9 protein-coding genes and 1 tRNA gene are annotated in these 12,594 nt (G+C 64.8%); all 10 read left to right on the top strand.

The features are described from left to right. The first annotated feature begins 17 nt into the window (after positions 1-17). The 10 genes from IB227_RS02515 to pnp all read left to right on the top strand — a co-directional run bounded on the left by IB227_RS02515 (position 18) and on the right by pnp (position 12,518). On the top strand, positions 18-1,529 hold the full coding sequence (locus IB227_RS02515; protein WP_192286185.1) for an NADH-quinone oxidoreductase subunit M: 1,512 nt from the start codon (positions 18-20) through the stop codon (positions 1,527-1,529). A 36-nt stretch (positions 1,530-1,565) separates the two neighbouring features. Then, positions 1,566-3,026 (top strand): NADH-quinone oxidoreductase subunit NuoN, encoded by a 1,461-nt coding sequence (gene nuoN / locus IB227_RS02510; RefSeq protein ID WP_132864338.1) that lies wholly within the window; start codon positions 1,566-1,568, stop codon positions 3,024-3,026. Positions 3,027-3,236: 210 nt separating this feature from the next. Then, positions 3,237-3,313 (top strand) — tRNA-Met (locus tag IB227_RS02505). A 196-nt stretch (positions 3,314-3,509) separates the two neighbouring features. Next, positions 3,510-4,100, top strand: a complete 591-nt coding sequence (rimP, locus tag IB227_RS02500; protein WP_192286184.1) for a ribosome maturation factor RimP — start codon at positions 3,510-3,512, stop codon at positions 4,098-4,100. A 4-nt stretch (positions 4,101-4,104) separates the two neighbouring features. Further along, the gene (nusA, locus tag IB227_RS02495; RefSeq protein WP_132864336.1) at positions 4,105-5,616 is read left to right on the top strand and encodes a transcription termination factor NusA; all 1,512 of its coding nucleotides are present in this window, start codon (positions 4,105-4,107) and stop codon (positions 5,614-5,616) included. Positions 5,617-5,711: 95 nt separating this feature from the next. Continuing rightward, positions 5,712-8,357 (top strand): translation initiation factor IF-2, encoded by a 2,646-nt coding sequence (gene infB / locus IB227_RS02490; RefSeq protein WP_192286183.1) that lies wholly within the window; start codon positions 5,712-5,714, stop codon positions 8,355-8,357. A 76-nt stretch (positions 8,358-8,433) separates the two neighbouring features. Further along, entirely contained in the window at positions 8,434-8,808 is a 375-nt protein-coding gene (rbfA, locus tag IB227_RS02485) for a 30S ribosome-binding factor RbfA (protein WP_132864334.1), read from the top strand. A 109-nt stretch (positions 8,809-8,917) separates the two neighbouring features. Next, a complete protein-coding gene (gene truB / locus IB227_RS02480; protein ID WP_192286182.1) occupies positions 8,918-9,829 on the top strand; it encodes a tRNA pseudouridine(55) synthase TruB in 912 nt (303 codons plus the stop codon). Positions 9,830-10,002: 173 nt separating this feature from the next. Continuing rightward, entirely contained in the window at positions 10,003-10,263 is a 261-nt protein-coding gene (gene rpsO, locus IB227_RS02475; RefSeq protein WP_132864332.1) for a 30S ribosomal protein S15, read from the top strand. Positions 10,264-10,409: 146 nt separating this feature from the next. Next, positions 10,410-12,518: a polyribonucleotide nucleotidyltransferase gene (gene pnp / locus IB227_RS02470; protein WP_192286181.1), complete on the top strand. Its 2,109-nt coding sequence runs from the start codon at positions 10,410-10,412 to the stop codon at positions 12,516-12,518. Positions 12,519-12,594 lie beyond the last annotated feature (76 nt).

Below are 12,594 nucleotides of genomic sequence, written 5' to 3'. Positions count from 1 at the left end.
TGTACGGAATAGAAGACGTGTCGAACTGGCCTCTACTTAGTGTTCTCATCTGGCTGCCGATCATCGGCGGTGCGTTGATCCTCGCCGTGCGCAACGCCCAGGCCGCCCGTTGGGCGTCGCTGGCGGTGGCATTGCTCACCTTCCTGTTGAGCCTCGGCCTGCTCAGCGGCTATGACCGCGGCGCTGCCGACGTGATGCAGTTCGTCGAGCAGCATCCGTGGATCCCGGCCTTCGGTATCGGCTACAACCTCGCCGTCGATGGCATCGCCATCGCGCTGGTGCTGCTGACCACCCTGGTCGGCGTGCTGGCCCTGATCGGCGCCTGGGGCGTGGTCGACAAGCGCGTGAACCAGTACGTCGCCGCCTTCCTGATCCTGGAAGGCGTCACGGTCGGCATCTTCGCCGCCACCGACGCGATGCTGTTCTACGTGTTCTTCGAAGCCATGCTGATCCCGATGTTCCTGATCATCGGCGTCTGGGGCGGCCCGCGTCGCATCTACGCGGCCATGAAGTTCTTCCTGTACACCTTCCTCGGCTCGGTGCTGATGCTGGTGGCGCTGATCTACCTGTACCTGAAGGGCGGCAGTTTCCAGCTGGCCGACCTGTACCAGCTGCAGTTGTCGGCCAAGGAACAGACGTGGATCTTCTTCGCCTTCCTGATCGCCTTCGCGGTCAAGGTGCCGATGTTCCCGGTGCACACCTGGCTGCCGGATGCGCACGTGGAAGCGCCGACCGCCGGTTCGGTGATCCTGGCGGCCATCGCGCTGAAGATCGGTGGCTACGGCTTCCTGCGCTTCAACCTGCCGATCGTGCCGGACGCCAGTGCCGAGTGGGCCTGGCTGGTGATCGCGCTGTCGCTGGTGGCGGTGATCTACGTCGGCCTGGTCGCGATGGTGCAGGACGACATGAAGAAGCTGATCGCCTATTCGTCGGTCGCACACATGGGCTTCGTCACCCTCGGCACGTTCACCGCGCTGTGGCTGGTGCGTGAGGCCGGCAACGCCGACGCCGCCCGCCTGGGCCTGCAGGGCGCCATGGTGCAGATGATCTCGCACGGCTTCGTGTCCGGTGCGATGTTCTCCTGCGTGGGCGTGCTGTACGACCGCATGCACAGCCGCCGCATCGCCGATTACGGCGGCGTGGTCAACGTGATGCCGTGGTTCGCCACCTTCGCGTTGCTGTTCTTCATGGCCAACTCGGGCCTGCCAGGTACCAGCGGCTTCGTGGGTGAATTCATGATCGTGCTGGCGTCCTTCCAGTGGAACCCGCTGGTGGCACTGGGTGCGGCGACCACGCTGATCATCAGCGCCGCGTACTCGCTGTGGCTGTACAAGCGCGTGTTCTTCGGCGAGGTGGGCAATGCCCATGTGGCCGAACTGAAGGACATCAACGGTCGTGAATGGCTGGTGTTGGGTGTGTTCGCCGTCGGCACGCTGGTGCTGGGCTTCTATCCCAAGCCGCTGACCGACCTGATGGAGCCGTCCATCGCCAAGCTGGCGATGCAGATCGCATCGAGCAAGCTGCTGTAAGCGGCCCGTCGAGAGTATTGATTCCAGGATTTGATGATGACAACGCCGACGCTTCTGCCGTTGACCACCGCCGACCTCCCGCCGTTGCTGCCAGAACTGGTGGTGATTGGTGGCGCCTTCGCCCTGCTGATCCTCGATCTGTTCATCAGCAACCGGCACAAGGTCTGGACCCACTTCATCTCGGTGGCCGTGCTGGCCGTCGCCTTCGGCCTGCTGCTGGGTGGCGTGGGCGGGCAGGGTGAGGTGTTCCATGGCATGTTCATCCGCGACAACGCCGCCGACATCATGAAGACGGTGGTGGTGCTGGTCAGTGGCCTGAGCCTGATCTACGGCTGGAGCTACCTGCGCGAACGCAACCTGTACCAGGGCGAGATCCCGGTGCTGATCCTGTTCGCCACCGCCGGCATGATGATCCTGGTGTCGGCCGGTAGCCTGCTGATGGTCTACCTGGGCCTGGAGCTGCTGGCGCTGTGTTCGTACGCGCTGGTTGCCAGCAACCGCGAGAACAAGCTCGCCGCCGAAGCCGGCATGAAGTACATCGTGCTGGGTTCGCTGGCCTCGGGCCTGCTGCTGTACGGCATGTCGCTGATCTATGGCGCCACCGGCTCGCTGCACCTGGACGTCATCCACGGCGCCATCGCCCATTCCGACGAGCGCCTGCTGTTGCTGACCGGCGCGGTGTTCATGGTCGCCGGCGTTGCCTTCAAGCTGGGCGCCGCGCCGTTCCACATGTGGCTGCCGGACGTGTACCAGGGCGCCCCGGCGCCGATCGCGCTGTTCATCAGCTCGGCACCGAAGCTGGCCGCGTTCGGCATGGCTTACCGCCTGCTGGAAATGGGCGTGGGCCCGTTGTCGACCGAACTGCAGTATGTGCTGGCCGGCCTGGCCGCGCTGTCGCTGATCGTCGGCAACCTGATGGCTATCGCACAGACCAACCTCAAGCGCATGCTGGCCTACTCCACGGTCTCCCACATCGGCTTCCTGCTGATGGGCGTGGCCGGTGGTGGCGAGCAGGGCTATTCGGCCGCGATGTTCTACGCGGTGGCTTACGCCATCATGTCGACGGCTTCGTTCGGCGCGATCATCGCGCTGTCGCGTGCCGGCTTCGAGGCCGAGAACATCGAGGACTTCAAGGGCCTGAATGCCCGCAGTCCGTGGATGGCCGGTCTGGTCCTGTGCATCATGGCGTCGCTAGCCGGTATCCCGCCGTTCCTGGGATTCTGGACCAAGCTGGCGGTGCTGGGTGCTGCAATCAACGGTGACCTGCTGTGGCTGGCCATGGTCGGCGTGATCTGCGCGGTGATCGGTTGCTTCTACTACCTGCGTGTCATCAAGGTCATGTACTTCGATGAGCCGGTGGGCGAGGCGCTGCCGCGCAACAACGACCGCATCCTGGGCATCGTGCTGGGCGTGAATTCGGTCCTGCTGCTGTTCCTGCCGCTGGGCCTGGGCCCGATCCTGCAGTGGATGCGCACGGCATTTGCACATTTGTCGTAATAATTTTCAAAAACAGTTACACAAAGATGTGAATCGTGTAATATTCACATCCTGATTTGACGGCAGCAACGCGACGCGGCGCTGCCGGAATCACCGGAAGGTGGTTCGCCGGGGAGTCAATTCCTCGGGTTTCTCCGGAAGATCGGAGAAACAAGTGGAGTAAATAAGGGTTGCAGTCTGATCCAAGTTACTTCATAATTCCGCTTCTGCTGCGGGGTGGAGCAGTCTGGCAGCTCGTCGGGCTCATAACCCGAAGGTCGCAGGTTCAAATCCTGCCCCCGCTACCAGCTTCGGTTTCTGCGACAATGTCGATTGAAGCCAAAGTCTGGGCTCGCAAGAACGTTTGCTTCCGTTCTTGCAACCGGAATCCAGTCACCGGATTTCAACCGGACAAAGGGCCCAATAGGGTCCTTTGTTGTTTCCGGACAACGGAAAATCCCGGCTGGGTGGTACCAGCCCCCATTTACCGAACCAAGGCAGGCTGTGAGCGACAAGGCTACTGAAATCGCGAATCTGCTGGGCCCCACCGTGCAAGCGCTGGGGCTCGATTTGTTGGGCGCCGAGTATCTGCCGGCCCCCGGCGGCGCAACCCTGCGCCTGTACATCGACGTGCCGCTGGCCGAACAGCCCGAGCGCATGGTCAATGTCGACGACTGCGAGCGGGTCAGCCGCGAAGTGTCGGCGCAACTGGACGTGGAGGACCCGATCAGCGGCAACTACACGCTGGAAGTCTCTTCGCCGGGCGTGGACCGTCCGTTGTTCACGCTGGAACAGTTCGAGCAGCAGCTTGGCCAGTCCGCCAAGGTCGGCCTGAAGCTGCCGCAGGAGAGCCGCCGCCGCCTGCAGGGCGAGATCGCCGCGGTGGACCACGCGCAGGGCACCGTGACGTTCATCGTCGACGGCAAGCCGTTCGTGGCCGCGTTCGACAACATCGACAAGGCACGCATCATTCCGGACTGGGCCGCACTGGGCCTGGCGCCGACCAAACCCACCGGCCCGGCCCCGAAGAAGGGCGACAAGGCCAAGAACAAATCCAATAACGAAACGGCGGCCAAAAAGCCGCGCGCGGAGTGAGCCGATGAGCAAGGAACTTTTGCTGGTAGTTGACGCAGTCGCCAACGAGAAGGGCGTGCCGCGCGAAGTGATTTTCGACGCGATCGAAGCAGCGCTCGCCTCCGCGGCGAAGAAGCGTTACATCGACCAGGACGTGCTGGCGCGCGTGTCGATCAACCAGAAGGACGGTAGCTACGAGACCTTCCGTCGCTGGGAAGTGGTCGCCGACGACGTGGTGATGGAATCGCCGGATCGCCAGATCCGCATGATGGACGCGATCGACGAAGCCGACGGCGTCGAGATCGGAGACTACATCGAAGAGCAGATCGAGAACCCGGATTTCGGCCGCATCGCCGCCCAGGCCGCCAAGCAGGTCATCGTGCAGCGCGTGCGCGAGGCCGAGCGCCAGCAGGTGGTCGATGCATGGAAGGATCGCGTCGGCGAGCTGGTCACCGGCGTGGTCAAGCGTGCCGAGCGTGGCAACATCTACGTGGACCTGGGCGGCAACGCCGAGGCCTTCATCCCGAAGGACAAGGGCATCCCGCGCGACGTGCTGCGCGCCGGTGACCGCGTGCGCGGCTACCTGGCCGAAGTGCGCTCGGAGCCGCGTGGTCCGCAGCTGTTCATCAGCCGCGCTGCCCCGGAATTCATGATCGAGCTGTTCAAGCTCGAGGTGCCGGAAGTCGGCCAGGGCCTGGTGGAAATCAAGGCCTGTGCCCGCGACCCGGGCGACCGCGCCAAGATTGCCGTGCTGGCCCATGACAGCCGCACCGATCCGATCGGCGCCTGCATCGGCATGCGCGGTTCGCGCGTCCAGGCCGTGTCCAATGAGCTCAATGGTGAGCGCGTGGACATCGTGCTGTGGAACGAGAACCCGGCCAACTTCGTCATCAATGCGATGGCGCCTGCCGAAGTGCAGTCGATCATCGTCGATGAAGAGAAGCATTCGATGGACCTGGCCGTGGCCGAAGACCGCCTGGCCCAGGCGATCGGCAAGGGCGGCCAGAACGTGCGTCTTGCCAGCCGTCTGACCGGTTGGCAGCTGAATGTGATGACCCAGGACCAGGTGACCGCCAAGTCCGAGGCCGAGCAGGCCGTCGCCCGCCAGCTGTTCATGGACAAGCTGGAAGTGGACGAGGAAATCGCCGGCATCCTGGTGTCCGAAGGTTTCGGCACCGTGGAAGAAATCGCGTACGTGCCGGTCGGCGAGCTGCTGGCCGTGGAAGGCTTCGACGAGGACATCGTCGAGGAACTGCGTGCCCGCGCCCGCGACGCGCTGCTCAACGAGGCGCTGGCCGTGGAAGAGGGCGCCGAAGGCGGCGTGCCGGCGGATGACCTGCTGGCATTGAAGGGCATGGATGAAGCAACCGCGTACGCGCTGGCCGGTCATGGCGTGCGTACGAGTGAGGATCTGTCGGACCTGGCTGCCGACGAGATCCTGGAGTTCGGTATCGAGGGTATGGATCTTGAGCGCGCCGCAGCGCTGGTCCTCGCCGCCCGCGCCGAGGAGATCGCCCGCCTGGAGCGCGGCGAATGAGCCAGCGATGAACAGTGCCCTGAGCCGCTCAGGGCGTAGACTCCGCGCTGCCTTCGTTCGTGTCGAGGGGGCGCCAACAAGATCATAGGATCCGAATGTCGCAGCAAACCACCATCCGCAAGCTCGCCGAACTGGTCAACACGCCGGTCGAGAAACTGCTGGAGCAGCTGGCCCAGGCCGGCATGAAGTTCAGCGGTCCCGACCAGGTCGTGACCAGCACCGAGAAAGTGAAGCTTCTGGGATTCCTCCGCCGTTCGCACGGCAAGGATGAGTCGCCCGCCGACGAGGGTGTCGAAGGCGCCCCGAAGAAGATCACCCTGGCCCGTCGCAAGCACCAGGAAGTGACGGTCAATGCCGGTCGCAGCAAGACCACGGTCAACGTCGAGGTGCGCCAGAAGCGTACCTACGTCAAGCCGGAAGGTGGCAAGCCTGCGATGACGCCGGACGAGGAGCGCGCCGAAATCCTGCGCAAGCTCGAGGAATCGCGTCAGCGCAATCTCGACGAGCAGCGCATGCTGGCCGAGAAGGACCGCGCCCGCGACGAGGAAATCGCCCGCCAGAAGGCGGCCGAGGACGCCGAGCGCCAGCGTATCGAAGCCGAGCGCATCGCCGCCGAAGAAGCGGCCAAGGCCAAGCTTGCAAAGCCGGCGGCGACCGGAGCGGCAAGCGAGCCGGTGGCCAAGGCGCCGCGTCATGCCGCGGCACCGGCTGCGCCGCGTGCGCCGATCCGCGAGGATCGCGCGCCGTCGTCGCATGCCAAGCCGGGCAAGGCACGTGGCACGCAGGGTGCGGACAACGATGGCGGCAACCGTTTCGGTGGCCAGCTGCACCTGTCGGCATCGGACCGTGCGCGTCGCGGCAACAGCAACAACAATAATTCGCGTGGTCGCCCGGGCAGCCGTGCGCCGCAGGGCCGTCGTGGCAATGAACAGTCGCGTGGCGGCGGTGGCAGCCATGGCTTCGAGCGTCCGACCGCACCGGTCGTGCGCGAGATCGCCATCGGCGAGACCGTGACCGTTGCCGATCTGGCGCAGAAGCTGGCCCTGAAGGGCGGCGAAGTGGTCAAGGCGTTGTTCAAGATGGGCGTGATGGCCACCATCACCCAGTCCATCGACCACGACACCGCCGTGCTGGTGACCGAAGAGCTCGGCCACAAGGCCGTGCGCGCGGACACCAACGATGCCGAAGACGCACTGCTGGCCATCACCGATGCCGACCAGGGCGACGCCGTGCCGCGTCCGCCGGTGGTCACCATCATGGGCCACGTCGACCACGGCAAGACCTCGCTGCTGGATTACATCCGCCGCACCAAGGTCGCCAATGGCGAAGCCGGTGGCATCACCCAGCACATCGGTGCCTACCATGTGGATACGCCGAAGGGCGTGATCAGCTTCCTGGATACCCCGGGCCATGCCGCGTTCACCTCGATGCGTGCCCGTGGCGCGCAGCTGACCGACGTGGTGGTGGTGGTCGTGGCCGCCGACGACGGCGTCATGCCGCAGACCAAGGAAGCCATCCAGCACGCCCGCGCCGCCAACGCGCCGATCGTGGTGGCGATCAACAAGATGGACAAGTCCTCGGCCGACCCGATGCGGGTCAAGAACGAACTGCTCGCCGAGCAGGTCGTTGCCGAAGACTTCGGTGGCGATACGCAGATGGTGGAAATCTCCGCCAAGACCGGCCAGGGCATTGACGACCTGCTGGACGCGATTTCGATCCAGGCCGAACTGCTTGAGCTGAAGGCCGTGGCCGAAGGCCGCGCGGCGGGCGTGGTCATCGAGTCCTCGCTGGACAAGGGCCGTGGCCCGGTCGCGACGGTGCTGGTGCAGCAGGGTCAGCTCAAGAAGGGCGACTACCTGGTGTGCGGCATCCAGTACGGCCGCGTGCGTGCGCTGTTCGACGAGACCGGTCGCCAGGTGGCCGAAGCCGGCCCGTCGATCCCGGTGCAGGTGCTGGGTCTGTCCGGCGTGCCGGAAGCGGGCGATGATTTTGTCGTCGTTGAAGACGAGCGTCTGGCCAAGGATGTCGCCCAGCAGCGTGAGACCAAGCGCCGTGAATCGCGTCTGGTCGCCACCGCGGGCAGCCGCATGGAAGACATCATGGCGCAGCTGGGCAAGGGCGAAGGCCAGCAGGTGCTGAACCTGCTGATCAAGGCCGATGTCCAGGGTTCGGTGCAGGCACTGAGCCAGTCGCTGGTGGGCCTGTCCAACGACGACATCCGCATCAACGTGATCCACTCCGGCGTGGGCGGCATCACCGAATCGGACGCCAATTCGGCCGCCGCTTCCAAGGCCACCGTGATCGGCTTCAACGTGCGTGCGGATGCTTCGGCCCGTCGCATCATTGAATCCAATGGCGTGGACCTGCGTTACTTCTCGATCATCTATGACGTGATCGACCAGGTGAAGCAGGTGGCCTCCGGTCTGCTCGGCGTGGAAATCCGCGAAGAGATCATCGGTATCGCCGAGGTCCGCGACGTGTTCCGCAGCTCGAAGCTGGGCGCGATCGCCGGCTGCATGGTGGTCGAAGGCGTGGTCAAGCGGAACAAGCCGATCCGCGTGCTGCGCGACAGCGTGGTGGTGTTCGAGGGCGAGCTGGAATCGCTGCGCCGCTTCAAGGAGAACGTCGAGGAGGTTCGCAACGGTACCGAATGCGGTATCGGCGTGAAGGCCTACAACGACGTGAAGGCCGGCGACCAGATCGAATGCTTCGAGCGCATCGAAGTGCCGCGTACGCTGTAATCGCACCACGGACCGGTCCGCCCCATGGCGGGCCGGTCCTGCTTCATCAACGCAATATTCAAACGAGCCAGAAAACGTGCCAAAGACTTTCCACCGTACCGACCGAGTTTCCGCGCAGATCCGCCGTGATCTGGGCACGCTGGTGCATGCCGCCGTGCGTGAGCACGGGCTGCCATCGGTCAGCGTCTCGGACGTGGAGGTCACCCGCGACATGGCCCATGCCAAGGTGTTCGTCACCGCACTGATGCCGGAACGCTCGGCCGAGGCGGTGAAGGGCCTGCGTGAGCTGTCGGTGGAGCTGCGCATGGCGCTGGCCCGGGCAATGAAGCTGCGGCACGTGCCGGAGCTGCATTTCCACTACGACGACTCGGTGGACCGCGGCGAGCGCATCGACAACCTGCTGCGCGACCTGTCGGACAAACATCCGCCGTCGAGCTCCGACGAAGAGTGAAGCAGCAGCCCGCAAGGGCTGTTGTCATATCTGGCCGGCGCCACGCACGGCGCCGATGATTTCCTGATTCCCGTCCGGCATTACCGTGCCGGCCCGAGTAGGGTGTTGCATGCGTCCCCGTATTTCATTCCGTCGCCTGGATGGCATCGTCCTGCTCGACAAGCCCGCCGGCATGAGCTCCAACACCGCGCTGCAGGTGGCTCGTCGCCTGTTCCGTGCCGAGAAGGGGGGGCATACCGGCAGCCTGGACCCGCTGGCCACTGGCCTGCTGCCGTTGTGCTTCGGCGAGGCGACCAAGATTGCCGGGCTGCTGCTGGGCTCGGCCAAGGCCTACGACGCTCAGATCGCGCTGGGGCGTACCACCGATACCGACGATGCCGACGGCGTCGTGCTGCGTGAGCGCCCGGTGCCGGCCATCCCCCGACAGGCACTGGACGCGGCGCTGGCGACCCTGACCGGGCATATCCGCCAGCGCGCCCCGATCTATTCCGCACTCAAGCAGGGCGGGGAGCCGTTGTATGTGAAGGCCCGGCGCGGGGATGCCATCGAGGCCCCGGAGCGGGAGGTCCACGTACAGGCCATCGAGGTGCTGGCGCAGGAGAGCGAGCAGCTGTCGCTGCGCGTGACCTGTGGTTCGGGCACCTATATCCGCAGCATTGCCAGGGATCTGGGCGAACTGCTGGGCTGCGGGGCGCACATCACCGCGCTGCGCCGCCTGTGGGTGGAGCCGTTCCTGTCGCCGCGGATGATCGGGCTGGATGCGCTGCGGGAAGTGGCTGAGAGCGGCGACGAGGCGGCGCTGCTGCAATGGCTGCTGCCGATCCAGGACGGGCTGGTCCACTTCGGCCGGGTTGATCTGGATGAGGGGCAGGCGGCCCGGTTCTGCATGGGGCAGCGTCTGCGCAATCCGGCCTGGCCGGTCGGGCTGGTGGCGGTTTTCGGGGCGGAAGGTGCTCCGCTGGGACTGGCGCAGGTGGAGTCCGACGGCCGTCTGGCACCGCAGCGCCGGTTCAATCTCTGAATGGGACAGGCGCCGAACCCTGACGCGCCTTGTGGCAAATGGTTGAGGTCGTTACAATTTTGCGGCCCTTGTAGGGGCACCCTCCGGCCGTCGGCCGGGGTTCTATCAATCGGCGAGCTGCGCGGTGCGTCCAGTACGTTCCTGCCGGCCACGCATCCAAGAGAAAACACGAAATGTCGATCGACACCCAGAAGGTTATTGAAGCCAACGCCCGCGGCACCAACGACACCGGTTCGCCGGAAGTCCAGGTGGCCCTGCTGACCGCCCGCATCGAACTGCTGACCGGCCACTTCAAGGAACACAAGAAGGACCACCACAGCCGCCGTGGTCTGCTGCAGATGGTCAACCGCCGCCGCAGCCTGCTCGACTACCTGAAGAAGAAGGACGTCGAGCGCTACAAGGCGCTGATTGAAAAGCTCGGCCTGCGCCGCTAATAGACTTCCCGCCGCGGCGCAGCGATGCGCCGCGGTTTTGTTTTTGCAGTTTCAAAATCGCAGTAGATCGGCCGGACCCGCCCGGCCACCCGATGACGGCAAGGGTCGTCAGCGGTCCATCTGATGAAGCATTTCAAGGATTCCCCGTGGCAAAAATCACCAAAACCTTCCAGTACGGCAAACACACCGTCACGCTTGAGACCGGCGAAATCGCCCGTCAGGCAAGCGGCGCCGTCATCGTCAAGATGGACGACACCGTGTTGCTGGTCACTGCCGTCGCCGCCAAGAGCGCGCGCGAAGGCCAGGACTTCTTCCCGCTGACCGTCGACTACCAGGAAAAGTTCTACGCCGGTGGCCGTATCCCGGGTGGCTTCTTCAAGCGCGAAGGCCGTGCGACCGAGAAGGAAACGCTGATCTCGCGCCTGATCGACCGCCCGATCCGCCCGCTGTTCCCGGAAGACTACAAGAACGAAGTCCAGATCATCGCCACGGTGATGTCGCTGAACCCGGAGGTGGATGGTGACATCGCCGCCCTGATCGGCGCCTCGGCCGCGCTGTCGCTGGCCGGCACCCCGTTCAAGGGGCCGATCGGCGCCGCCAAGGTCGGTTACAAGGACGGCCAGTACATCCTCAACCCGACCGTGTCGGAGCTGAAGGAATCGCAGCTGGAGCTGGTGGTCGCGGGTACCGCCAATGCCGTGCTGATGGTCGAATCCGAAGCCGCGCTGCTGTCCGAGGAAGTGATGCTGGGCGCCGTGACCTTCGGTCACCGCGAAATGCAGAAGGTCATCAACGCGATCAACGAGCTGACCGTCGAAGCCGGCACCAAGCCGAGCGACTGGGTTGCCCCGGCCAAGAACACCGCGCTGATCAGCGCGCTGCAGGAAGCCGTTGGTGGCAAGCTGGGCGAAGCCTTCCAGGTGCGCGACAAACTGCAGCGCCGCGACGCCATCGCCGCGATCAAGAAGGACGTGCTCGAGTCGCTGGCAGGCCGCGTTGCCGCCGAAGGCTGGAACCAGGCCGAGCTGTCGAAGGAATTCGGGGAGCTGGAATACCACACCATGCGTGACTCGGTGCTGGCCACCAAGGTCCGCATCGACGGCCGTGCACTGGACACCGTGCGCCCGATCGCTGTGAAGGCCGGCGTGATGCCGCGCACCCATGGCTCGGCGCTGTTCACCCGCGGCGAGACCCAGGCCATCGTGGTCACCACGCTGGGCACCGCCCGTGACGGCCAGGTCATCGACGCCGTCGCCGGTGAGTACAAGGAAAACTTCCTGTTCCATTACAACTTCCCGCCCTACTCGGTGGGTGAGTGCGGCCGTTTCGGCGCGCCGAAGCGCCGCGAGATCGGCCACGGCCGCCTGGCCAAGCGCGGCGTGCTGGCCGTGATGCCGACCCTGGAAGAGTTCCCGTACACCATTCGCGTGGTGTCGGAAATCACCGAATCCAACGGTTCCTCGTCGATGGCCTCGGTCTGCGGTTCGTCGCTGGCCCTGATGGACGCCGGCGTGCCGGTGAAGGCACCGGTGGCGGGTATCGCCATGGGCCTGGTGAAGGAAGGCGACAACTTCGTCGTGCTGTCGGACATCCTGGGTGACGAAGATCACCTGGGCGACATGGACTTCAAGGTGGCCGGTACTTCGGAAGGTGTCTCTGCGCTGCAGATGGACATCAAGATCGAAGGCATCACCGAAGAGATCATGAAGAAGGCGCTGGAACAGGCCAAGGCCGGCCGCCTGCACATCCTGGGCGAAATGGCCCATGCGCTGACCGCCCCGCGTGCCGAGCTGTCGGACTACGCGCCGCGCCTGCTGACCATCAAGATCCACCCGGACAAGATCCGCGAAGTGATCGGCAAGGGTGGCTCGACCATCCAGGCCATCACCAAGGAAACCGGCACCCAGATCGACATCCAGGACGACGGCACCATCACCATCGCCTCGGTGAACAATGCCGCTGCCCAGGCCGCCAAGGCCCGCATCGAGCAGATCACCTCGGACGTCGAGCCGGGCCGCATCTACGAAGGCAAGGTCGCCAAGATCATGGACTTCGGTGCGTTCGTCACGATCCTGCCGGGCAAGGACGGCTTGGTCCACGTGTCGCAGATCTCCAGCGAGCGCGTCGAGAAGGTCGGCGACAAGCTGAAGGAAGGCGATGTGGTCAAGGTCAAGGTGCTGGAAGTCGACAAGCAGGGCCGTATCCGCCTGTCGATGAAGGCCGTGGAAGAAGGCGAGGGCACCCCGGCCGAGTAAGGTCGCGGTGTTGCGCTGAAGGAAAGCGGGCCTTGTGCCCGCTTTTCTTTTGCCTGCAGGAAAGTGGACGGGTCTG

Origin of the sequence: Stenotrophomonas sp. STM01, assembly GCF_014852135.1 — a bacterium.
GTDB classification, from domain to species: domain Bacteria; phylum Pseudomonadota; class Gammaproteobacteria; order Xanthomonadales; family Xanthomonadaceae; genus Stenotrophomonas; species Stenotrophomonas capsici.
This window is presented reverse-complemented; position numbering and strand designations above follow the sequence as displayed.